19 protein-coding genes are annotated in these 22,558 nt (G+C 64.0%); 9 read left to right on the plus strand and 10 right to left on the minus strand.

Features of this window, described 5'->3' with window-relative positions; genetic code table 11:
- Positions 1-57: 57 nt before the first annotated feature.
- On the minus strand, positions 58-264 hold the full coding sequence (locus V5279_RS26645) for a hypothetical protein (RefSeq protein WP_016840474.1): 207 nt from the start codon (positions 262-264) through the stop codon (positions 58-60).
- A 230-nt stretch (positions 265-494) separates the two neighbouring features.
- On the opposite strand from V5279_RS26645, the gene V5279_RS26650 reads away from it, so the two are divergent.
- Both V5279_RS26650 and V5279_RS26655 read left to right on the plus strand, forming a co-directional pair.
- A complete protein-coding gene (locus V5279_RS26650; RefSeq protein WP_338701391.1) occupies positions 495-1,286 on the plus strand; it encodes a thermonuclease family protein in 792 nt (263 codons plus the stop codon).
- A 91-nt stretch (positions 1,287-1,377) separates the two neighbouring features.
- Positions 1,378-3,840: a PAS domain S-box protein gene (locus tag V5279_RS26655; protein ID WP_338689547.1), complete on the plus strand. Its 2,463-nt coding sequence runs from the start codon at positions 1,378-1,380 to the stop codon at positions 3,838-3,840.
- Between the two features lie 19 nt (positions 3,841-3,859).
- Here the strand turns inward: V5279_RS26655 and V5279_RS26660 are convergent, their stop codons facing one another.
- The 4 genes from V5279_RS26660 to V5279_RS26675 form a co-directional block, all read right to left on the minus strand.
- Positions 3,860-4,156, minus strand: a complete 297-nt coding sequence (locus tag V5279_RS26660; protein ID WP_338689549.1) for a septal ring lytic transglycosylase RlpA family protein — start codon at positions 4,154-4,156, stop codon at positions 3,860-3,862.
- Between the two features lie 88 nt (positions 4,157-4,244).
- Positions 4,245-6,956: a bifunctional diguanylate cyclase/phosphodiesterase gene (locus V5279_RS26665; protein ID WP_338689551.1), complete on the minus strand. Its 2,712-nt coding sequence runs from the start codon at positions 6,954-6,956 to the stop codon at positions 4,245-4,247.
- Positions 6,957-7,065: 109 nt separating this feature from the next.
- Complete coding sequence (locus V5279_RS26670) at positions 7,066-7,596, minus strand: hypothetical protein (protein ID WP_338689553.1); 531 nt, start codon at positions 7,594-7,596, stop codon at positions 7,066-7,068.
- A 290-nt stretch (positions 7,597-7,886) separates the two neighbouring features.
- On the minus strand, positions 7,887-8,381 hold the full coding sequence (locus V5279_RS26675) for an ArsI/CadI family heavy metal resistance metalloenzyme (RefSeq protein ID WP_338689555.1): 495 nt from the start codon (positions 8,379-8,381) through the stop codon (positions 7,887-7,889).
- Positions 8,382-8,473: 92 nt separating this feature from the next.
- Between V5279_RS26675 and V5279_RS26680 the strand changes: the two genes are divergently transcribed.
- From V5279_RS26680 to V5279_RS26700, 5 genes are all read left to right on the plus strand, one after another.
- Positions 8,474-8,701: a hypothetical protein gene (locus V5279_RS26680; protein ID WP_338689557.1), complete on the plus strand. Its 228-nt coding sequence runs from the start codon at positions 8,474-8,476 to the stop codon at positions 8,699-8,701.
- Positions 8,702-8,793: 92 nt separating this feature from the next.
- Positions 8,794-9,144: a hypothetical protein gene (locus V5279_RS26685; RefSeq protein ID WP_338689559.1), complete on the plus strand. Its 351-nt coding sequence runs from the start codon at positions 8,794-8,796 to the stop codon at positions 9,142-9,144.
- 113 nt (positions 9,145-9,257) lie between these two features.
- Positions 9,258-10,472, plus strand: a complete 1,215-nt coding sequence (locus V5279_RS26690; protein ID WP_338689561.1) for an efflux RND transporter periplasmic adaptor subunit — start codon at positions 9,258-9,260, stop codon at positions 10,470-10,472.
- A complete protein-coding gene (locus V5279_RS26695; protein ID WP_338689563.1) occupies positions 10,465-13,689 on the plus strand; it encodes a CusA/CzcA family heavy metal efflux RND transporter in 3,225 nt (1,074 codons plus the stop codon). The genes V5279_RS26690 and V5279_RS26695 overlap by 8 nt, the downstream gene beginning before the upstream one ends.
- 138 nt (positions 13,690-13,827) lie before the next feature.
- A complete protein-coding gene (locus V5279_RS26700; protein ID WP_338689565.1) occupies positions 13,828-15,669 on the plus strand; it encodes a nucleotide pyrophosphatase/phosphodiesterase family protein in 1,842 nt (613 codons plus the stop codon).
- Between the two features lie 42 nt (positions 15,670-15,711).
- Here the strand turns inward: V5279_RS26700 and V5279_RS26705 are convergent, their stop codons facing one another.
- Complete coding sequence (locus V5279_RS26705; protein ID WP_338689567.1) at positions 15,712-16,293, minus strand: hypothetical protein; 582 nt, start codon at positions 16,291-16,293, stop codon at positions 15,712-15,714.
- A 387-nt stretch (positions 16,294-16,680) separates the two neighbouring features.
- Between V5279_RS26705 and V5279_RS26710 the strand changes: the two genes are divergently transcribed.
- Together V5279_RS26710 and V5279_RS26715 are read left to right on the plus strand one after the other, a co-directional pair.
- On the plus strand, positions 16,681-17,340 hold the full coding sequence (locus V5279_RS26710; RefSeq protein ID WP_338689569.1) for a peroxiredoxin: 660 nt from the start codon (positions 16,681-16,683) through the stop codon (positions 17,338-17,340).
- A 21-nt stretch (positions 17,341-17,361) separates the two neighbouring features.
- The gene (locus V5279_RS26715; RefSeq protein WP_338689571.1) at positions 17,362-18,825 is read left to right on the plus strand and encodes a deoxyribodipyrimidine photo-lyase; all 1,464 of its coding nucleotides are present in this window, start codon (positions 17,362-17,364) and stop codon (positions 18,823-18,825) included.
- Here the strand turns inward: V5279_RS26715 and V5279_RS26720 are convergent.
- From V5279_RS26720 to V5279_RS26735, 4 genes are all read right to left on the minus strand, one after another.
- Positions 18,822-19,694, minus strand: a complete 873-nt coding sequence (locus tag V5279_RS26720) for a DMT family transporter (RefSeq protein ID WP_338689573.1) — start codon at positions 19,692-19,694, stop codon at positions 18,822-18,824. The two genes, V5279_RS26715 and V5279_RS26720, sit on opposite strands and share 4 nt — an antisense overlap.
- A 717-nt stretch (positions 19,695-20,411) precedes the next feature.
- Entirely contained in the window at positions 20,412-20,807 is a 396-nt protein-coding gene (locus V5279_RS26725) for a helix-turn-helix transcriptional regulator (RefSeq protein ID WP_338689575.1), read from the minus strand.
- Positions 20,808-20,908: 101 nt separating this feature from the next.
- Entirely contained in the window at positions 20,909-21,079 is a 171-nt protein-coding gene (locus V5279_RS26730; RefSeq protein WP_338689577.1) for a hypothetical protein, read from the minus strand.
- A 150-nt stretch (positions 21,080-21,229) separates the two neighbouring features.
- A complete protein-coding gene (locus V5279_RS26735; protein ID WP_338689579.1) occupies positions 21,230-22,015 on the minus strand; it encodes an isochorismatase family protein in 786 nt (261 codons plus the stop codon).
- Between the last annotated feature and the right edge of the window lie 543 nt (positions 22,016-22,558).

Here is a 22,558-nt window from a genome sequence, read left to right on the forward strand (position 1 = left end):
CTAATGCAGACCCTGCCGGGTGCATGGCCAGTCCTTGGCGGTAGCCTGAGGGGTATTTCAGCCCGAATAGGTCTTGAAGCGGCCGCGCGAATGCGCCTTCGCCACGGCTTTCATCAGCTCGCTGACCTCGTTCTCCAGGAATTCATTGGCAACGATCAGCGCCCGGATGGTCGCGCGCAAATTGCCGCCGCAGGCCGAGATGGCCTGATCGACAGCCGCTTCCAGCCCGTCATCGTCGTCAGATTCGGGCCGTGCAGACATCATGAGGTATCCGGGATTCAGTTGGTGCATCATGTTCCTATTTTGTTCTCACCAAGTCAATCGGATCTTTGATCTGATGCCACCACGCACGCAGCTCGCACGAACGGGCCCGCACTCGAACGGGCCTTGGTTGGATCGTGCCGGGCTGTGCTAGAAGTTCGGCTGCCCGCCCAAGACCTGCCATCAAGATCTGACGCCCAAGCCCTGACGTCCAAAGACCTGAAGTGAGAATGATGCGGTTTCGAAATCCGGTCGCCACGACGCTCCTCCTGACCTGCCTGTCTGCAAGCCTTGGCCTGTCCGCAGCCCCCGCCCTCGCCGCCTCAGCGGTCATCAAGGATGCCGGCGCCGTTCAGCTCGGCAACACGACCTATCGGCTCGACGGTATCGACGCGCCGGCCGCCGATCAGCTCTGCATCGACGAGCATGCCGATGTCTGGAGCTGCGGGATCGAGGCGCGCGACCAACTCACCAAGCTGATCGGCGGCAAGCCGATTCATTGCGACGATATCGGCGTCGACCCCACCTTCAAGAAGCGCCGCCTCGGCGTCTGCAAGATCGAGGGCGACCCGACCAGCCTGAGCCAGCTGCTGGTCCAGAAGGGTTACGCCCTCAATGTCGAGACGTCGGCCACTGGCCGATTCAAGCCGGATGAAGCGACCGCGAGGGATAGTCGTGCCGGGCTCTGGAAGGGCTGCTTTGTGGCGCCGCGCGATTTCCGGACCGGCAAGAAGGACGGCGCCCTGCTCGGCAACGCCTGCCCGGCCGACCGCGACAAGCAGATCCGCGATGCGCTCTTCCCCGACGACCTGCCGATGCCGGCGAGCTGCAACATCAAGGGCAAGTACGCCGTGCGCGCCCGCGTCACCGGCAATGTCGGCATCTATCACCTGCAGGCGTGCCGCAGTTACCCCGGCCTCAACAATCCGGATCGCTGGTTCTGCTCCGAGGAGGATGCCCAGGCCGCCGGGTTCCGCAGGGCCTATAATTGCCGTCCGCCCAAAGACCAAGCCAAGACCAAGTGAAGCGCAAGTGAAGAGCAAGCGACCGCGATAAATCACGCTGGCAAAGCCGCCTTGTCCTGTGTGAAAATGCGCCAAGAGGTTGCCGGCGCGTATGACCCCACCCGATCCCGCTGATGTGCTCCCCGAAACTGCGGCAGCCGAACGGCTGCGGCAGCACCTTGAGGAGATCGCGCGCGAACGCGATCGCGCCCATCGCGAGCTCCAGGAGCGCGAGGCCGAGCTGGCGCGGATCCAGCGCATTGCCCGGGTCGGCGGGCTCGAGATCGATTTCCGCGACGGCGTGCGCAACCGCCGCTCTCCCGAATATCTCCTGGTACACGGGCTGCCGCCCGAAGAGGTCAACGAGACCTATGAGAACTGGGTCGCGCGCATTCATCCCGAGGACCGCGAACGCACCATCCAGCATCTGTTCGGCGTGCTCAAGGCCGGCGGCGAGGACTACACGGCCGAATACCGCATCATCCGCCCGAACGACGGCGAGAGCCGCTGGATCCGCGTCGTCGCCAAGATCGAGCGCGACCGCAGCGGACGAGCGTTGCGGCTGGTCGGCGCCGACCTCGACGTCACCGATCAGATGCTGGCGCAGGAGACCCTGCGCGAGAGCGAGGAACGCTTCCGCCTGATCGCCGACAGCGCGCCGGTCCCGATCTGGGTGACCAAGCTCGACCGCACCCGCTCCTTCGCCAACCAGGCCTATCTCGATTTCCTCGGCCTGCCATTCGAGGAAGCGGTCGTGTTCGACTGGCGCAAGGCGCTGCATCCGGATGATCTGCCGAATATCCTGCAGGAGCAGATCACCGGCGAGCTCTCGCTCAAGCCGTTCGTGCTCGAGGCGCGCTACCGCAATGCGGCCGGCGATTGGCGCTGGCTGCGCTCGGAGTCGCAGCCGCGCTGGGACCCGACCGGCAAGCATATCGGCTTCATCGGCGTCGCCCACGACATCACGGCCGCCAAGGAAGCCGAGATCGAGCTGCGCAAGCTCAACGAGTCGCTGGAGCGGCGCATCCTCGAGCGCACCGCGCAGCTCGAATCCCGCGAAGCCCAGACCCGCGCGATCCTGGAAACCAGCCATCAATACCAGATGCTGCTCAACCGGGATGGCGTCCTGCTCTACACCAACCAGACTGCGCTCGCCGGCATCGGCACCGATGCCGCCGATGTCGTCGGCAAGCCGTTCTGGGACACGCCGTGGTTCGCCGCGACCGACGGCATGCCGCGCCTGATCCAGAATGCCTTCGCGACCGCAATGCGCGGCGAGGAGGTCAAGATCGAGCTGCTACTGCGCCTGCCGGCGGGCGAGCGCTATTTCGATTTCGCGATGCGGCCGCTGCAGGACCAGCACGGCACGATCGTCGGCGCGGTGCCGGAGGCCGTCGACATCACCGAGCGGCGCCGCGGCGAGGAGGCGCTGCGGCAGTCGCAGAAGATGGAGGCCGTCGGCCAGCTCACCGGCGGCGTCGCGCACGACTTCAACAATCTGCTCACCATCATTCGTTCGGCGACCGACTTCCTGCGCCGCCGCGAGCTGCCGGATGAGCGGCGTCGCCGCTACATCGACGCGATCGCCGAGACCGTGGAGCGGGCCTCCAAGCTGACCGCCCAGCTGTTGGCGTTTGCGCGCCGGCAGCCGCTCAATCCCGAAGTGTTCAATGTCGGCACCCAGGTCGACAGCGTGACCCAGCTGATCCGCCCGCTGGTCGGCGGACGGATCCACATCGAGATCAGGATCGACGACCCCGACTGCTTTGCGATCGCCGATATCGGCCAGTTCGAGACCGCGTTGATCAATCTCGCAGTCAACGGCCGCGACGCGATGAACGGCGAAGGCCTGATGACGATCCGCGTCAGGAAGGCCAGGAGCATCCCTGCCCTGCGCGGCCAGGCCTCGCGCAGCGGCGATTTCGTGACGGTCTCGATCCAGGATACCGGCACCGGCATCTCGCCGGAAAACCTCGACGCGATCTTCGAACCGTTCTTCACGACCAAGGAGGTCGGCAAGGGAACGGGCCTCGGATTGAGCCAGGCCTTCGGCTTCGTCAAGCAATCCGACGGCGACATCGAAGTCACCTCTACGCCCGGGCACGGCGCGGCCTTCACCATCTATCTGCCGCAGGCGATGCGCCCGGCCGATACCAAGGTCGCAGCCAGCGCGGGCACCGAGCAGACCTCGATCGGCCGCGGCTATCGCGTTCTCGTGGTGGAGGACAATGATGATGTCGGCCAATTCTCCACCGAGCTGCTCGAGGATCTCGGCTATTCGGTCAAGCGCGCCGCCAATGCCAACGCAGCGCTCGCGATCCTGTCGGAGAACGAGTTCGCCGCCGACCTCGTGTTCTCCGACGTGATCATGCCCGGCATGAACGGCGTCGAGCTCGCAGGCGTGATCCGCCATCGCTTTCCCGGCCTGCCGGTGGTGCTGACCAGCGGCTACAGCAACGTGCTCGCCGAGAACGCGCACAGCGGCTTCGAGCTGATCCAGAAACCCTATTCGGTCGAGGCGCTGTCGCGCACGCTCAGGAAGGCGATCGCCGAGCAGCGGGCTTCCAAGCCCTGATCCCGCCTTCGGTCGCGAGCTATTCGATCACCACATGCGCGACGCCGAGCTGAAGGATGCCAAGCGCGCGGGCCGCCGTGGTCGAAACGTCGATGATCCGTCCGCGAATGAACGGGCCGCGATCATTGACGCGGCACCGGATCGATTTCCCGCCATAGGACACCGTGACCATGCTGCCGAACGGCCGCTTGCGATGCGCACAGGTCATCTCGCCGCTCCTGCCGATGCCGTGATAATAGGACGCAAGGCCACTCTCTGCGTTTGCCATGGACGAGGCAAACAGCAGCATGGCCGCGGACGTAGCTGCGGTTCTCATTGATCGCCTGCCGGTCGAGCCCCGCAAGGGAACGCGGTTCCGGCAAAACAGTTCCTCAATGTCCGGGAAAACGACGACCGGCGGCGCCCTATGCCGCGTCCTCGACCGCGTCGGCCGCGAGCAGCGTCCGGACGTCCTGCGCGGGAACCGGCTTGCTGAATAGGTAGCCCTGCATTTGCGTGCAGCCGAGCATCTGCACGGTGTCGCGCTGCTGGTCGGTCTCGACGCCCTCGGCGGTCGTGATCATGTTGCGGTCGGCGGCGATCGAGACCACCGCGCGGATGATCGAGGCAGAGCCGCTGTTGCGGGTGACTTCCTTGACGAAGCTGCGGTCGATCTTGATCTTGTCGAACGGGAAGCGCTGCAGGTACTGCAGCGACGAGTATCCGGTGCCGAAATCGTCGAGCGCGATGTGGACGCCGAGCGCGCGGAGCTGGCCGAGCGTGACCAGCGCCGCATCATCGTCGGCAATCAGCACCGCCTCGGTGATCTCGAGCTCAAGCCTGCGCGGGTCGAGCCCGCTCTCGGCGAGCGCGCTCGCGACCTTCAGCGCCAGCGTCTCCGACTTGAATTGGACGGGGGACACGTTGACCGCGAGCCGCACATGCGCGGGCCAGGCCGCCGCCTCGGTGCAGGCAGTGCGCAGCACCCACTGCCCGATCTCCTCGATCAGGCCGGTTTCCTCGGCAAGGGGTATGAACTCGGCCGGCGAGATCATGCCGCGCACCGGGTGCCGCCAGCGCAGCAGCGCCTCGCAGCCGGTCACCTCGTCGCTGCGCAAATCGACCAGCGGCTGATAGTGCAGCTCGAAGCCGCCGTCCGCCAGCGCGGTTCGCAAGTCGGCCTCCAGCGCCCGGCGCAGATTGGCGTGCTTCTCCATCGCCGGGTCGAAGAACCGATAGGTCCTGCGACCGGCCGCCTTGGCGGCGTACATCGCCAGATCGGCGCATTTGAGTAGGTCGAACAGGTCGGAGCCGTGGCGTGGTGCGATCGCGATGCCGATGCTGGCATCGCTCGACAGCCGATGGCCGAGACAGTCGAACGGCGTGCGCAGCGACTGATAGACGCGCGCAACCAGGTCGCTGACGTCGTCATCCGAGACAATGTCGCGCTGGACGATGGCGAATTCGTCGCCGCCGAGCCGCGCGATGAAGTCGTCCGGGCCGACCGATTGGCGCAGCTTTTCGGCAACGCGCCGGAGGAATTCGTCGCCGATCAGATGACCCAGCGTGTCGTTGATCCGCTTGAACTCGTCGATATCGATATAAAGAATCGCGAAGTCGCGCGCCGTCGGCCCGAGCAGCAGCCCTTCCGCGTGGCGCTGCAGCAGCGTCCGGTTCGGCAGATTGGTCAGGGCGTCGTAATGCGCGAGATATTCGATGCGCGCCTGCGCGCGCCGCCCTTCGGTGACGTCCTCGAGCGTGGTGGCCCAGCCCCCGTCGGGCGAGCGCTTGTAGATCAGATGGATGCTGCGGCCGTCCGGGATCGTGATCACAGCGTCCTGGACTTTGTCGCTGTCAGGGTTGATGAAGCGCGCGCAGTACGCATCGACATCGCCGACGAAAGAGCCGGTCGCCTGGCGATGCAGGATCAGGTCGCGCAGATGGCATCCCGGCTTGGCGATGTCGGGCGAGAGGCCGAACACATCGATATATTGTTGATTGCAGATCACGAGCCGCGCCGAGTCATCGAACAACAGCAGGCCCTGCGTCATGGTGTTGATGGCGGTGTCGAGCTGCTGGCTCTGCTCGGAGAGCCGGCGCTGCGCCGCGTCGTGCTGCCGCCGCAGCTGCCGCACGATCAGGAAGATCGTCATGATGACAATCAGCACCGCCAGCACCGCAGCGCAGAACTGCAGCTTGGTCTGGGCACGCCAGTCCTCCAGCGCGCTGGAGGTTCGCGTGGTGGCGAGTATCAGGATCGGAAAGTGCGACAGTGACTTCACGGCCCCGACATTTTCGTCGCCCGACGCGCCGACGAAGCGTCCCGACAGATTGCCGCCAAGACTGATGACCTTCCGGAACGCCGGCTGATCGGCGATGTTGCGACCGACCACGCTGGCATCCTGCGGATAGCGCGCGATGATGGTACCGTCGCGGTGGATGATCGAGATCACGGTGTCGCCGTTCAGCGCCAGCGAGGCCACGAAATCCTCGAAATGGCTCGGCTCGACGCCGCGGCTCGCGAAGCCGATGATCTCGCCATTGCGCCCGGTGATCTTGCGCGCAAAGATCGTGGTCCAGTTGCCGGTCACCTTGCTCATCGCCGGTTCGACGATCACGGGCGACGTGGGCCGTCCCGAGGTGAACTCCTGGAAGTAGCGCCGGTCCGCGACGCTGATGTCGGGCACCGGCCACATCTCGGACGAGTTGATCAGCCATCCCTTGGCATTGAACAGATTGAGCCCGCCGACATGCGGCAGTGTCGCCAGCCGCGTGCGCAGCATTTCGTGCGCGCTCAGCAGCGACATGCTCTTTTCGAACTGATCGGCGGTCTCGACCTGCTCGGCCCGCAAATAATTCACGACGTCGTCGTGGACGTGCTGGAGATCGACAAGCTGCTGGTCGAAATGCCGCGACAGCAACAGCGCGGTGTTGTTGAGCTCGCGTTCGGACATCTCAAGCGCACGCTCGCGAAACTGCAGCGCGAGATAGCCGGTGCCAAGCGTGATCGCGAGCACCAGCAGCGCGGCACTCAACACGAGCCACTGGATGGCGCCCATCCTTGTGGCGCGCGACACACCTTTGATCGACAGCCGCCGGTATTCCGGCATCGCGCTGTTCGTGGAGACAACCGACATTTTTCCTGCCCCTTGCGGCTGCCCTTGTAGGGGAACACAACCCAAGGGGCGGTTAGGAAAATCAGTTATCGGACGGTTAAGACGAATGCGGACCAGAAGCGATCCACCGTCAGGAGACAGCTCCGGACGCCGCGCCGGCCTCCTTCAGGCTGCACTCGATCAGCGCCCCCTCGATGGTGAATTTCGAGAACGGTGAATATGGCGTCGCGACCTTGAGCGCAGCGAAGAATTGCGAATCGCCCGGGCTCTTCAGAAGAAACCGGATATGGGTGGCCGACAGCGCATCCCTCGACAGCCAGACGACACCCGAGAACAGCGCCACAAGCATCTGCCCGTAACTGCCGGAATCGGTGAGGCCGAGATCATAGATCGGAGACACGTTGACGAACCGCGCGCTGAGCGCCGGCCCGGTATACTTGCTCATCAAGAGACGTCTGACCTGGCAGACCGCATGGACGCGCTCGCCGTCGCTCAGGTGATACAGCCCCTGGCTGTCGCCCTCCCTCGACGCCAGCGCCTCGAAAGCGGTGATGCCTCCGATGGTGGCAAAATCCTCACCGACGCCTTCAGCGTCCTTCTTCCATTGTGCCTTGATGTGACGCCAGGACCGCTCGGGATCCTTGAGTGGCAGAAGCCGCATGGTTGACCGGCGGTTAGCGCGGGGGGCAGTCGATCGCGGGATATTATGTCGCAGGCATTAAGCCTTTGCTTACAGCGGTAGCGTGGTGCGTCAGTGCCCGCGAGGTGCCGCAGACCGTCTTCATGCAGAGATCGGCTAGAATCTACCGCCGCACTCAAGCGGCGATAGGCAGCAGGCCGAGTCCACCACCGCCGATTGCAGTGGGCTCCGAAGTCCCATCCGATGGCCCGACGGAATTGCCCATGACCGACGAACGCGTCGACGCAATTCATGGACGCGAATTGGTCTGTTCAGGAACGGCAGCAGTTCGATGCCTCAGAAGGCACGATCTGGGGCTGCGGCGCGCAGCACGCGCCTTGTGTCTCGCCCGGCTTCTCGTGAGCGACGCGCGCGGTTCGCTCGCCGGTGCCGTCGCCATAGACGATGCTCTCGCCCGTCGTATGGAACGTCTCCCAAGCGATCCCGGCTGGATCGTCGATCCACGACTTCTCCGACTTGGCATAGCAGCACACTGTCTGACCCTGCTCGATGACCTCGCCGCCTACCTTGCGCAGCCGTCCATAGACCTCGCCGAGTTCTTCCGCGCTCTCCACCTGAATGCCGAGGTGATCGAGGCCCGGCTCGCGGTCGCGGCTCGAGATCGCGAAGTTGACGCGGGGATCGTCGAGCATCCATTTGGCATAGTCTGACTTCACGACCGTAGGCTCGGCCCCGAACAGCGCCGAGTAGAAGCCGATCGATTGCGAAATGTCCTTGACGGCGACGTGAACATGCATGCGCTTCATGGGGCAGTCCTTCCGGGCGGCGACGCTGGATGGATATTCCACCCCAGGCATGTTCAGATATCAACATCGACGTAACGGGGTTCACCTGCGCGATGGATGCGCTCACGCTGTTCGGATTATTCGCGGTGACCATGATGCTCGTCTGCTATGCGGCCGAAGATCGCAGCGCCTGGTTCATCCTGGCCTTTGCCATCGCATGCGCGCTCGGCTCGGCCTACGGTTTCCTGCAAGGCGCCTGGCCGTTCGGCCTGGTCGAAGCGATCTGGGCTATCGTCGCGGCGCGCCGCTGGCTGATGCGCCGAACCGCAGATAGCGTGTAACGTTATAGTATCCACGGCCAATCTGTCGCGGGTTCGAACTTGAATGCGCGCAGTCACAGCGCTAATGAGGGCTCATGGCCGCTTCGTGCACCATGATTCAGTCTTCCTCTCACGCAACGGGAACGCGCCGCTGGCGCAGCCTGCTTGCGGGACTGATTTCGCTTGCGCTGGTGCTGTCGTTCTTCCACGGCTGGACCTTCGACGGCGATGACGATGCAGCTCCCGGCTTCCCGATCGCACAGTCGATCAACGACACCGGCGGCAAGGCTCCCGCGCATCCGGCTTCACTGCACGGCGACCACTGCCTGACGCACGTCGCCTCGGTGGCTCCGCAGGAGACGGCGTTCCCCATCGCCTATGCACCGAATAGCTATGGCGACAGCAGCATCCGCCAGCCCGCATCGGCCGACCGCCTCTCTCCATTCAAACCACCCCGCGCCTGATCCGGTCGACATGACCGGCCGTGCGCCGCCGCCATCAGGCAGCGGGCACGCTTCCGCACAAATCGATGTCGCGACAGCGCAGGGCCACCGGCATGCGCTGCGGAGAGGCGCATATGAAACGGGTTGTTGTATTTTTCGCTGGCGTCGCCGCCGGCATCGCACTGGTCGTTGTGGCGGCTGGATGGATCGGCTGGCCGGTCCCGGAGACGACGCGGCAGACTGCGGCCACACACACGAAGACCGAGGCGAGCCATGAGGCTCCCGGACATATCGAGCTGAGCGAAGACCAGATTCGCGACGCCGGCATCACCTTCGCGCAAGCCGGTGGCGGCATGCTGAAGCGGCATTTCCTCGCGCCGGGATCGCTGATCCCCGATGCCGACCATATCGGCCGCGTCTCGGTGCGTGTGCTCGCGACGGTCACCGAATTGCGCAAGCGTCTCGGCGACGTCGTCGAGAAGGGCGAGATCGTCGCCGCGATCGAAAGTCGCGAGGTGGCCGACGCCAAGAGCGAATACCTCGCCGCGCGGCTCACCAACGATCTGCAGCAGACCCTCTATGCGAGGCAGAAGACGCTGGTCGAGGCCCGTATCGTGTCGGAGAACGAGTTCCTGCGCACACGGCTGACCGCAAACGACGCCCAGATCAAACTCGACGGCGCGCGCCAGAAGCTGTTTGCGCTGGGTCTGTCGGAAAGCGAGATCGCCGATCTGCCCAACCAGCCGCCGGAGAGCCTGCGGACGCAATTCTTGCGCGCGCCGATCAGCGGCCGGGTTTCCGAACGGCGGGTCGATCTCGGCGGCCTGATCGGGCGCGAGGGCCAGGAGAGCGAGCTCTACGTCATCGTCAATCTCGACGATGTCTGGGTCGATCTGGCGGTTTCGCCCGAAGACATCAACGCAGTCCGCGAAGGCGTCTCGGTGAAGATCCGCACCATCGGCACCGAGGATGAAGCCAGCGCCGGCGTGATCTTCGTCAGCCCCCTGCTCGACCGCGAGACCCGCAACGCCCGCGTGATCGCGACCATGCCCAACAGGGATCACCGCTGGAAACCAGGCACGTTCGTCACCGCGGAGGTCCCGCTGTCGGGCGCGCCATCAACCGTGATCGTCCCGAAGAAGGCGATCCAGACCATCAAGGGGACGCCGACCGTGTTCGTGCGCGATGCCGACGGCTTCGAGGCGAGGTCCGTGCGGACCGGCCGTGAAGACGACGACGATATCGAGATCGTCGCCGGCCTCGCTGCGGGCGAAACCATCGCCGTGCAGAACACCTTCACGCTGAAGGCCGAAATCGAGAAGGACGAGACGGAGCACGGCCATGATTGAGCGCATCATCGGCCTTGCGATCCAGCGGCGCTGGGTCGTCGTCACGCTCACCGCGGTCCTGATGTTCCTCGGCGGTCTCGCGTTGACCAAATTGCCGATCGACGCGGTGCCCGACATCACCAACAAGCAGGTCCAGATCAATACGCTCGCACCGGCAATGTCGCCGGCGGAAATCGAGAAGCAGGTCACCTTCCCGATCGAGACCGCACTAGCAGGGGCGCCCGGGCTGGAAAGCACGCGGTCGCTGTCACGCAACGGCTTCTCGCAGATCACCGCGGTGTTCAGCGAAGCGACGAATATCTATTTCGCCCGCCAGCAGGTCGGCGAGCGTCTGACCGAAGTCCGCGCGCGCCTGCCGCAAGGCATCGAACCTCGGATCGGCCCGACCTCGACCGGTCTGGGCGAGATCTACATGTGGACCGTGCATTTCTCCGGACAACCTGTGCAGACCGACGGCGCGCCGGGCCTGCAAAGCGACGGCCGCTTCCTCACGGCTGATGGCCAGATGCTGCAAAGCGAGGTCGAGAAGGACGCCTATCTGCGCACGGTGCAGGACTGGATCATCAAGCCGCAGATCAAGATGGTGCCGAGTGTCGCCGGCGTGGATTCGATCGGCGGGTACCTCAAGCAGTACCAGGTCCATCCCGATGCGGCAAAGCTGATCGCGCTCGGCCTCACCTTTGCCGACGTCGCCAAGGCGATCGAGAGCAACAATGTCAGCCGCGGCGCGCGCTATATCGAGCGCAATGGTGAAGGCATCGTGGTACGGTCCGGCGGGCGGCTCGAAACCATCGAGGAACTCGGCGCCGTCGTCGTCACCACCCGCGGCGGCGTCCCGGTCCGGATCCGCGACCTCGCGACGCTTTCGATCGGCGGCGAGACGCGCACCGGCAGCGCCAGCGAGAACGGCCGCGAGGTCGTGGTCGGCACCGCGCTGATGCTGATCGGCGCCAACAGCCGCACCGTATCGGCCGCGGTCGACGCCAAACTGCGCGCAATCACCCCATCCTTGCCGGCGGGTATCGAGGTCAAGACGGTACTCGATCGCACCCAGCTGGTCGATGCGACGATCGGCACCGTGGCACGCAACCTCTCCGAAGGCGCGCTGCTCGTGATCGCGGTGTTGTTCATGCTGCTCGGCAATTTCCGGGCGGCGCTGATCACCGCGCTGGTGATCCCGATCGCGATGCTGATGACGGCCATCGGCATGTGGCAGGGGCGCATCAGCGCCAATCTGATGAGCCTTGGTGCACTCGATTTCGGCCTGATCGTCGACGGTGCCGTCATCATCACCGAGAACAGCCTGCGTCACCTTGCCGAGAAGCAGCACGCCCTCGGCCGCGTGCTGACGCGCGACGAAAGGCTGGCGACGGTGCGCGCCTCCGCCGTGGAAATGGTCCAGCCGAGCCTCTACGGCCAGGCCATCATCCTGCTGGTCTATGTACCGCTGCTCACCTTCACCGGCGTCGAAGGCAAGATGTTCGAGCCGATGGCGCTGACCGTGATCCTCGCACTTGCCGCGGCCTTCGTGCTGTCGCTGACGCTGGTTCCCGCGCTGATCGCGATCGGCATCACCGGCCGCGTGCAGGAGAAGGAAAACTGGCTCGTTGCGGCACTGAAGCGCTGGTACAGCCCGTTGTTGCACCGAGCGATCGCAACGCCGGTCCCCATCATCGCGGTAGCGGTCGTGCTGTTCGCGGCCGCCCTGTTCGGGTTCTTCCGCCTCGGCCAGGAGTTCATCCCCTCGCTCGACGAGAAGAATATTGCCATGCACGCGCTCAGAATTCCGAGCACGGCGCTGTCGCAGTCGCAGTCGATGCAGCTCTCGGTCGAGAAGGCCGTCAGCCGCTTTCCGCAGGTGTCGTTCGTCTTCTCCAAGACCGGCACCGCCGAGGTGGCGAGCGATCCGATGCCGCCAAACGCATCCGACACTTTCATCATCCTGAAGCCGCGCGCAGAGTGGCCGGATCCATCGTTGACCAAGGAGCAATTGATCGGGGACATCTCGAAGGCGGTCGGCCGGCTGCCGGGGAACGTCTATGAGTTCACTCAGCCGATCCAGATGCGCTTCAACGAGCTGCTCGCCGGCGTGCGCGGCGATATCGCAGTCAAGGTTTTCGGCGACGAGTTCGAGCCGATGCAGAAGGCCGCCAACCAGGTTGCGGCGGCGCTACGGAGCGTGCGCGGCGCGACCGACGTCAAGGTCGAGCAGACGAGCGGCCTCCCCATCCTCGAGATCAAGGTCGACAAGGCGGCGATCGCCCGGCGCGGTTTGAGCGTCTCCGCTGTGCACGACGTGATCGGTGCCGCGGTCGGCGGCCAGGATGCCGGCGTCGTGTACGAGGGCGATCGCAGCTTCGACATCGTGGTGCGATTGCCGGAGAGCGTGCGCTCCGATCTGGAAGCATTGAGCAATTTGCCGGTCGCGTTGCCAAAGGCAACGCCGAACTCACCTGTGCAGAGCCTGCCGCTCAACCGCGTCGCGCAGTTCTCCTTCACCGAAGGGCCGAACCAGATCAGCCGCGAAAACGGCAAGCGCCGCATCGTGGTGACGGCCAATGTCCGCGGCCGCGATCTCGGCTCGGTGGTCGAGGAAGCCCAGGCCAGTGTCGCGCAATCGGTGAAGCTGCCGCCGGGGTACTGGATGACCTGGGGCGGCCAGTCGGAAAATCTCGCGGCAGCGCGCCAGCGCCTTGCCGTCGTGGTGCCGGCCTGCTTTGCGATGATCTTCCTGTTGCTGCTGGCCGCGATGGGCTCGGCGCGCGATGCGCTCTTGGTGTTCAGCGCGGTGCCGCTGGCGCTGACCGGCGGCATCGCGGCGCTGTGGCTCCGCGACATGCCGTTCTCGATCTCGGCGGCGGTCGGCTTCATCGCGCTCTCAGGCGTTGCGGTGCTGAACGGGCTGGTGATGCTGAGCTTCGTCAGGCAGTTGCGCGAGCGCGGCGTGCCGTTGCGGGAGGCCATCGAGCAAGGCGCCCTCACCCGCTTCCGGCCCGTCGTGATGACCGCGCTGGTGGCCTCGCTCGGCTTCGTGCCGATGGCCTTCGCCACCGGAACCGGCGCCGAGGTGCAGAAGCCGCTCGCCACCGTCGTGATCGGCGGGCTGATCAGCGCAACCCTGTTGACGCTTGCCGTGCTGCCTGCGCTCTATGCACGGTACGGACATGCCGGCAGTGCTGCGCACAATGAGCGAGCCGCGATTCAGCCCGCGGAATGACGGTGTGTTGACCGGCCGTCGCCAGGAAAAATCCGCCAGTTGCAGCGCTGAACAAGCGCTGTAACATCTCTGTCATATGGCAAAACTAAACGAAGGCGGCGGCGGGCTGCCGCGGGGCTTCATTTGGGGGAATAAAGAATGCGTCGAGCCATTACGTTACTGTCCGCGAGCATGATCGCGCTTTCAGCGGGCGCCGCCTCGGCGCAGAACGCCAAGCCCCGCAACCTCATCCTGTTCGTTCCGGACGGCCTGCGCGGCGGCATCGTGACGCCGGAGACGGCACCGACGATGGCCGAGATCCGCGACAAGGGCGTCAACTTCAAGAACTCGCATTCGCTGTTTCCGACCTTCACGATGGCGAACAGCTCGGCGCTCTCGACCGGGCATTATCTCGGCGACACCGGCACCTTCTCCAACACGATCTATACCGGCTACACCTCGGTGCCGGCCGGCGACACCGTGGTGCCGTTCATCGAGAACGACGCCGTGCTCGCCGATGTCGACGATCACTTCAATGGCGACTACCTCAACGAGGAGACGCTGTTGAAGATGGCCCGCGGCCAGGGCTTCAGCACCGCCGCCATCGGCAAGGTCGGCCCGACCCTGCTGTTCGACCACACCGATCGCGGCAAGAACACGATCGTGGTCGACGATTCCACCGGCGGCAAGACCGGCGTGCCGCTCTCCGACGAGGTGAAGGAGGCACTGACCAAGGCCGGCCTGCCGCTCGCCACCCCGAGCCGCGGCGATAACGCCAAGGCGGGCGACGCCAAGACGCCAGGCACGACGGTCGCCAACGTCGCCCAGCAGGCCTACATGGCCGATGTCGCGACCAAGGTCGTGCTGCCGATGTTCAAGGCGCGCAACAAGCCGTTCGTGCTGGTGTTCTGGTCGCGCGATCCGGACGGCAGCCAGCACAACACCGGCGACAGCCTCAACACCATCACCCCCGGCATCAATGGCCCGACCTCGATGGCCGGCATCAAGAATGCCGACAACAACCTCGCCCAGCTCCGCAAGGCGCTCGACGAGCTCGGGCTTTCCGCCAACACCAACATCATGGTCTCCTCCGACCACGGCTTCTCGACGATCTCGAAGGAGAGCAAGACCAGCCCCTCGGCCAAGATCGCCTTTGACGACACGCCGAAGGATTTCCTGCCGATGGGCTTTTTGGCGATCGATCTCGCCAAGGCGCTGAACCTGCCGCTGTTCGACCCCAACGACAAGAACGCCAAGGTCGCCGACAATGCCCATCCGAAGGCCGGCAACGGCGTGCTCGGCCAGGACCCGGCCAAGCCCGATGTCGTGATCGCGACCAATGGCGGCTCGGACCTGATCTATCTGCCGAACCGCGACAAGAAGCTCGCCGACCGCGTCATCAAGGCGCTGCTCGAGCAGGACTATGTCAGCGGCCTGTTTGTCGACGACAAGCTCGGCAACTTCCCGGGCACGCTGCCGATGTCGAACCTCAATCTGAAGGGCAAGGCGGTGACGCCGAACCCGTCGATCGTGGTCAACTTCCGCTCCTGGTCGAGCGGCTGCGCGATCCCGACCAATTGCTCGGTGCAGATCGCCGACACCGTGCTGCGCCAGGGCCAGGGCATGCATGGCAGCTTCAGCCGCGGCGACACCTTCAACTTCACCGCCGCGATCGGCCCCGACTTCAAGGCGGGCTATGTCGATCCGCTGCCGGTCAGCAATGCCGATGTCGGCATGACCGCGGCGCAGCTGCTCGGCCTGCGCGCGCCGAACAATGGCGGGCTGATCGGCCGGGTGATGTCGGAAGCGCTGCCGAACGGCATCGTGCCGAAGATGGCCGAGGGCACCCTGATGTCGAAGAAGCCTTCGGCCAACGGCCTGCGTACCGTGCTGAAATTCCAGCGCGTGCTCTCGACCCGCTATTTCGACGTCGCCGGGTTCCCGGGGCGGACGCTCGGGCTCGAGGAGACCGGCGGCAAACAGAAAACGGCGGGGAAGTAATCCCCGCCGCTCTCGTCAAGATCAGTCACTCGGGATGATGGCCTACATCATCCCGATGTCGAACACGTTGGGCAGCTGGGCTGCAAGCGGCAGCGCGGCGGCGCCGACCAGCGTCGCCACCATCGCCGCCAGCGCACGGCCGGTGCGGCGCTGGCCACGCATCTGGCCCGCGATCCATTCCAATACCTTGGTGTCGATCTTGGCGCCTTGGGTCGGCGCCCAGCGATCGATCTCGGTGTCGGGCGACAGCGCGACCGTGCGGGGCGGCACCGGCAGGCCGGACTCCGAGGCGGCATGATGGGCGATCGCCTTGGCGAGCAGATCGTCGAACCTGCCGTCATCGCTGCGCTCGGCGGCGGCCTCGTTGATCGAAAACAGCGCCTCGATCTCGGCCCGGCTGACCGGCTGATGCTCGACCGCGGCCGCCGTCAGGATGCGCGCGCACCAGGCTGCGTCATCGGCGTCGAGTGAGCGGGAGAAATGGATACGGCCCTTGGTGGTCGGGCCTTCGCCGGTGATCACGCCGTCGCGCACGATGGTCAGCGCATGGGCAGCGGTCTTGCGGCAGGATGGATGCAACGCACCGCTGAGAGCCTCAGCGGTCTTGGTACTTGGGGCAGACATTGTGGGAGCTTTCAATTCCTATCTCAGGCCAGCTTTTCCATGCGGGCGTAAACGAGTGGTTAATGATTCGAAACTTGCGTTCCGAGATTTTTAGATGGTTGCCATTTGGTCGCTTTGGAAGCTTTCGCGGTTCAGTCCTATAGCAGCCGGGGCCGGCGTGATGACGGCGATAAGCGGCTTTATCTGGGCATTTCCAAGCTCTTGTGCCGCATCTGATATTTCGCCGCAGGGATATCGATCAAAACAAGTTGCTTGGAATTCCCCCGCTATGAGAACAATCTCACCTTTTTCATGAACCGGTTCACTTAAGCCTTGTTCCGTCCTATACTGGAACAGACGACCTCAGATACGAATTATCCTGCAACATCAATGAGATGAGGTAAGATCATGACACTTCCGATTGGCGCGACCGCTCCCGACTTCGAGGCCCAGACCACCGAGGGCAAGATCAAGTTCCATGACTGGATCGGCAACAGCTGGGCCCTGCTGTTCTCCCATCCGAAGGACTTCACCCCAGTCTGCACGACCGAACTCGGCGCGCTGGCCAAGCTGAAACCGGAATTCGACAAGCGCGGCATCAAGCTGATCGGCCTCTCGGTCGATCCCGCGGATCGACACGCCAAATGGGCCGAGGACATCCTGGAGACGCAGGGCGCCGCCCCGAACTATCCGCTGATCGCCGACACCGACTTCAACGTCTCCAAGCTTTACGAGATGCTGCCGGCTTCGACGTCCGGCGATCCCCTCACCCGGACGCCGGCGGACAATCAGACGGTGCGCAACGTCTTCATCATCGGCCCCGACAAGAAGATCAAGCTGGTGCTGGTCTATCCGATGACCACAGGCCGGAACTTCCAGGAGATCCTGCGCGTCATCGACTCGCTGCAACTCACCGCCAAGCACCGGGTCGCCACGCCTGCCGACTGGAAGCAGGGCGAGGACGTGATCATCGCGGGCTCGGTGACCAACGACGAGGCCAAGACGATCTATCCGCAGGGCTGGAAGGAGCCGAAGCCCTATATCCGCATCGTGCCGCAGCCGAAGTAACGGCAGATACGCATCCTCCGGGTGGCCCGCGCACAGCCTGTTATCGTCTGGTTCCGCGACGATCTGCGGCTGTCGGATCACCCGGCCCTGCACGAAGCCGCCAGCCGCGGCGCGCCCGTGGTTGGCCTCTATGTCCGCGACGAACAAAGCCCTGCCCTGAAACCTCCAGCCGCGCGCCCCCTCGGGGGCGCGACGCGCTGGTGGTTGGCGCAATCGCTGCGCGCGCTCGGCAAGGGTCTTGAAGCGATCGGCGGAACGCTGGTGCTGTGCACCGGGCCGGCCGCGTCCGTGATCGCCACGCTGGCGCGCGACACCAATGCGTGCGCCGTGTTCTGGAACGACATCGCGCAGGCGCCGCATCAAGCTGTCGCCGCCGAGGTCGAGGCCGCGCTGGCAAGCGACGGAAGAGAGTCGCAGATTTTCCCCGGCGACCTGCTCGTTGAACCCAAGGCCATCCGCAACAAGGACAACCGGGGGCTGCGCGTATTCACGCCATTCTGGCGGCGCGTGCAGGGGCTTCGCGATCCGCCAAAGCCGTTGCCGGCGCCGAAGAAGCTCACCTCCTTCAGCGGCATCGCCAGCGAAGCCGTCGATGACTGGGGCCTCGAGCCTGTCAGGCCGGATTGGGCCGGCGGCCTGCGCGAGACGTGGACGCCGGGCGAAGCCGCGGCGCAGGCGCGGCTGAAGGCGTTCCTCGACGATCGCGTCCGCGGCTATACCGACGACCGCGACCGGCCCGACCGCGACGGCACCTCGCGCCTGTCGCCGCATCTGCGCTTCGGCGAGATCAGCCCGCGCCAGCTCTGGCACGCTGCCCGTTTCGCCGCCGCCGAGCACCCGCGCCTGGCCGGCGACATCGACAAATTCCTCAGCGAACTCGGCTGGCGCGAGTTCTGCCGCCATCTGCTGTTCGACGTCCCCGACCTGGCCGAGCGGAATCTGCAGCAACAGTTCGACGCCTTTCCGTGGAAGCGCGACGCCCACGCGCTGAAGGCCTGGCAGCTCGGCCTGACCGGCTATCCGATCGTCGATGCCGGCATGCGCGAGCTCTGGCACAGCGGCGTGATGCACAACCGGGTGCGGATGGTGGCCGCTTCCTTCCTGGTGAAGCACCTTTTGATCGACTGGCGCGCCGGCGAACAATGGTTCTGGGACACGCTGGTCGATGCCGATGCCGGCTCCAATCCGGCGAACTGGCAATGGGTCGCCGGCTCCGGCGCCGATGCCGCGCCCTATTTCCGCGTCTTCAATCCGATCCTGCAGGGCGAGAAGTTCGATCCCGACGGCGTCTATGTGCGGCGCTGGGTGCCGGAGCTTGCGCGATTGCCCAACGAGCTGATCCATCAGCCCTGGACCGCGACGCCGATCGAGCTCGCCGGCGCCGGGGTCGACCTCGGCAAGAGCTATCCGCGGCCGATCGTCGATCACAAGCAGGGCCGCGAACGTGCGCTTGCGGCCTACGCGAAGATTCGCGTGAGGGATTAAGCGCGGCGGTTGACCAGCAGCACCGCCGCGGCGCAGGCCGCCATGCCCGCGATCGATACCGGATCGAGCCGCTCGCCGAACAGCACATAGGCCATCAGCGCGGTCACTGCCGGCACCAGATAGAACAGGCTCGCGACCGAGGTCGCGGCATGGTGGCGGATCAGCCAGTACAACAGCCCGATCGAGCCGATCGACAGCGCGAACACCAGCCAGGCCAGCGCAAGCACGAACTCGCTGGTCCAGTGCACGACATTGGTCTCGAACAGCCACGCGCCGATGCCGAAGAAGATCGTCACCGCGACGTATTGCACCAGATTGCCGGCGCGCCAGTCGATCTGGTTGCAGTAGCGGCGCTGATAGAGCGTGCCGAGCGTGATCGAGATCAACGAGACGCCGGAGGCGAGCCAACCCCACCCCGCCTCGCCTGTCATCGGCCGGTTGTGCAGGATCAGCACGACGCCGGCGAGGCCGAGCACCAGCCCGCCCCATTGCAGCGGCGTGACGCGCTCGCCAAGCCAGCGGTTGGCGATGGTCGAGGTCAGGATCGGCTGCAGCCCCGGGATTAAAGCCGAGAGCCCGGCGGGAATCGAATGCGCGATCGCAATCGCGGTGCCGCCGAGATAGAAGCCGTGCACCAGAATGCCGGCCACCGCGCTGTGGAAGACGCCCGTCCGGTCCGGCCATTTCGGCCGCGCGACCGCGGCGATGACAGCCATCACCACCACAACGAACGCCATCCGGATCGCCAGATAGGTCAGCGGCTCCGCATTGTTGATGACGTATTTGGTGCCGATGAATCCCGTGCTCCACAGCACGACAAAGATCGCCGGCGCCAGGCGAGCGGCAGTTTCCTCGAAGCTCTTGTTCATTGCCGACAGTCATTGCCTGAAGATAAGGCAGCCGGCAATCGCGAATTTTTGGAGGGGGCGATGCGCCGATGCCATTGGCGTTCGCGTTTAAGCAGACGGTGTCATCACCCGCGCATGCGGGTGATCCAGTATTTCAGAGACGCCGGAGCTTGAACCGGGAGGCCGCGGCGTACTGGATCGCCCGGTCGAGCCGGGCGATGACAGTGTGGGTGGGGACACAGCTTCGCATTCTCGCGACATGAATCGTCCGAGCTTTGCTCTTTCGTTCCGCCCTCTCTCTTGCAGAGGGCGCAGGGAAAGCCGGGTGCCGATCGCACCCATGGGCCCCGAGCAAAAGGTAGAAAGCTCGGGGGTAGGACCACAGGTGTAACCGGAGCAATCCGGCTTTCCCTGCGCGATGGGTTACGGCTTACTTCGTGCTCTCCCCGGCGAGACTGGGCTTGTTTGTCACCGCCTTCGCAAAACGCTTTCGCGCTTTGCTTGGGGACACCGGCCGCTAGGGCGTCAGGACCACACGACTTGATGTCTAGTGGCTTTTTCGACCTGTTGAAAACGTCGGAAGTGCCGGAAATTAAGGGCTTTTTTCGATTTCTGCTGGACGAACGAAAGGCCCGCCCGAACCCGCCGGGCCCCGATAGGCCCTAGTTTCACACCCTGCGCGCTGGCGCGGCCTGCCCGATGTCCTGTAGCCCGGCGCGCTGGAGGGTGCTGTCCTAATTAGGACACTCGCGAAGGGAGATCAGGACGCCTCATCTGACGGGGCCACGGCCCCAGATTAATGGCCGCTTCGATGATCTCCGCATGCGCGCAGATATTTAGCTTTCTGATCAAGCGAAGGCGTTGGGTCGCAACTTGCGCTTCGGTTCCGCCGATCTGGCGAGCGATGTCAGCATCGGACCGCCCCAGAGCCATGCGCCTGAGGATTTGTTTTTCACGCTCCGTGAGCGGCACTGCCGACGTCTTCATAACGCGAACAAAGCGATCGCAGCGATGACAATCGGCCTCAACCCCAGCGCTATAATCCAAAGGAAAAGTATGCCAGTGCTCATGACGCAATCCCGCGTAGGACTTAAAATCTACATCTGGAAAATTCGGCAGTGCATCTGATGCCAAGGGCGACCGTTCTCACACCCCTTATGGAGAATGGCCCCAGCAACTTGGGGGCCTTGGTGAATGGTGACGCGGTTCTCTTGGTCGCAAGATCAACGGCGGACTTACTGTTCGTCTTTGACGATTACCGCCAAGTTCTCAAATTGGTGCGCCAGCGCGGTCCAACTGCGTGAAATGCTCAAAAGCACCGTGGATCGGCGGGCTGAAATGTGCGGCTCGCTTCCTCGAATTTTGAATTCGGCTGCGCGTGCTCTGCATTCGTCGATAGAAGTCATCGCAACACTCCCGATTGGTCCAGGAGCATACCGACTAAGTCGGGTTCCTAACATTACAAATGAGCGCCTGATACCCGCCCGCCTGTCCCGTCGCAGTGACGCGCTCGACGCTGGCGGCGAGTTCTCCAGTGACGTTCACACGGGGCGCGGCTATCGGCTCCCGGTCGTCTGTCCGGTCGTCTGTTTCGCGACTTCCTGAGCCTTTTGATAGCTCTCGATGACTGCCGCGTAGTTGGGTGCAACTAATGCGTAAAGTTTTCCAAGCTCTGCGGCTTCAGGACGGTTCCATGTGCGATGCGTTTCAGATAGCACCGCGTTTGTTGAAGTTGGGATCACCCCGGCCTGAATAAAGCGGGCGACTGTTGTTCGCGATGCCATCTCACTCGGATCACCAGAGGCATCAGTCACCGCATAGACTTTGAACCCCGCTGCCTTTGCATCCAACGCCGGGAACATCACGCAGACGCTGGTCCAGACCCCAGCCATGATCAAAGTCTTCTTACCAGTGGCACGCACAGCCTTGACGAAGTCTTCGTTGTCCCACGCATTAACTTCGCCCTTTCGCGGGACGTACACTGCGTGTGGCGCGAATTGATGGATTTCCGGCATAAGCGGACCGTTCGGTCCATTTGGCTCGGAGGCTGTGGTTATGACTGGAATTTTAAGAAGCGTAGCAAGCTTGGCGAGCATGATAGTGTTCGTCCGCAAGTCAGCGACACTAATATCCTTTACGGTCTGGAAGAGACCGGTCTGATGATCCAACAACAAGATTACAGTGTCTGATGGATCAAGGAGGGCAGCGCCGCCACCTGTCGGCAGAACGCTCGATGGTGTCGCTGGTGATGGTGTTTGCGCGAAAGCGTTTGAAAGGGGTGAAAGCACCAAAAGCGCAAGAGCAGCGAACGCGGGTAGGTAACCTTTCGGCAATATCGACATGGCCTTGGCTCCTTTGGTTCGCGCGTGACATCGCGACATAATTTGCAATTTGAGCCATCGGAACTTAAGTGGCCTTGATCTAAATCAATGGCTTGTCGTCGCCGTTGGAAACTCTTTCCATAGGGAAGACCTTCGGGCCGCTTCGAAAGCCTACGTGATCGAAGGAGCAAGCATGAAGCATATTCTTCGCCTCGTTTGTATCGCTCTGCCGCTTGTGTGCGGCGCACACATCGCGATGGCGTTTACCTTTGGGGTGCCGCCCCACTCAGGGCCCGGTAGCGTCTTTTATGGTCAGCCAGAAAAGGGCGGCGACCCCTTACCGACACAGAAATCCCAACGAAAGCACAAGCAGTCGCAACAAGCGTTGGGCTCCCGCCTGCGCCATGCACTCCCGAAACAATCGCAATAACGGCAGTGTCTCGCTCTGCCGCTCGTCCGAATTCATCACTTGGGGGCGCGATCGCGGCTGGGGTCCTCTGAGGGGCATAGGCGGATGGGAGGACCGCGCGACCGCATCTATTCAGGATAACTGGTGCGAGAAAA

This window comes from Bradyrhizobium sp. 26S5, from assembly GCF_036923295.1.
In the GTDB taxonomy this organism is placed as follows: Bacteria; Pseudomonadota; Alphaproteobacteria; order Rhizobiales; family Xanthobacteraceae; genus Bradyrhizobium; species Bradyrhizobium septentrionale.

Bases quoted from the DNA above. Each gene is read 5' to 3' on its own strand.
- V5279_RS26645 (WP_016840474.1), bottom strand. From the start codon at position 264: ATGATGTCTGCACGGCCCGAATCTGACGACGATGACGGGCTGGAAGCG.
- V5279_RS26650 (WP_338701391.1), top strand. From the start codon at position 495: ATGCGGTTTCGAAATCCGGTCGCCACGACGCTCCTCCTGACCTGCCTG.
- V5279_RS26655 (WP_338689547.1), top strand. From the start codon at position 1,378: ATGACCCCACCCGATCCCGCTGATGTGCTCCCCGAAACTGCGGCAGCC.
- V5279_RS26660 (WP_338689549.1), bottom strand. From the start codon at position 4,156: ATGAGAACCGCAGCTACGTCCGCGGCCATGCTGCTGTTTGCCTCGTCC.
- V5279_RS26665 (WP_338689551.1), bottom strand. From the start codon at position 6,956: ATGTCGGTTGTCTCCACGAACAGCGCGATGCCGGAATACCGGCGGCTG.
- V5279_RS26670 (WP_338689553.1), bottom strand. From the start codon at position 7,596: ATGCGGCTTCTGCCACTCAAGGATCCCGAGCGGTCCTGGCGTCACATC.
- V5279_RS26675 (WP_338689555.1), bottom strand. From the start codon at position 8,381: ATGAAGCGCATGCATGTTCACGTCGCCGTCAAGGACATTTCGCAATCG.
- V5279_RS26680 (WP_338689557.1), top strand. From the start codon at position 8,474: ATGGATGCGCTCACGCTGTTCGGATTATTCGCGGTGACCATGATGCTC.
- V5279_RS26685 (WP_338689559.1), top strand. From the start codon at position 8,794: ATGATTCAGTCTTCCTCTCACGCAACGGGAACGCGCCGCTGGCGCAGC.
- V5279_RS26690 (WP_338689561.1), top strand. From the start codon at position 9,258: ATGAAACGGGTTGTTGTATTTTTCGCTGGCGTCGCCGCCGGCATCGCA.
- V5279_RS26695 (WP_338689563.1), top strand. From the start codon at position 10,465: ATGATTGAGCGCATCATCGGCCTTGCGATCCAGCGGCGCTGGGTCGTC.
- V5279_RS26700 (WP_338689565.1), top strand. From the start codon at position 13,828: ATGCGTCGAGCCATTACGTTACTGTCCGCGAGCATGATCGCGCTTTCA.
- V5279_RS26705 (WP_338689567.1), bottom strand. From the start codon at position 16,293: ATGTCTGCCCCAAGTACCAAGACCGCTGAGGCTCTCAGCGGTGCGTTG.
- V5279_RS26710 (WP_338689569.1), top strand. From the start codon at position 16,681: ATGACACTTCCGATTGGCGCGACCGCTCCCGACTTCGAGGCCCAGACC.
- V5279_RS26720 (WP_338689573.1), bottom strand. From the start codon at position 19,694: ATGAACAAGAGCTTCGAGGAAACTGCCGCTCGCCTGGCGCCGGCGATC.
- V5279_RS26730 (WP_338689577.1), bottom strand. From the start codon at position 21,079: ATGACTTCTATCGACGAATGCAGAGCACGCGCAGCCGAATTCAAAATT.
- V5279_RS26735 (WP_338689579.1), bottom strand. From the start codon at position 22,015: ATGTCGATATTGCCGAAAGGTTACCTACCCGCGTTCGCTGCTCTTGCG.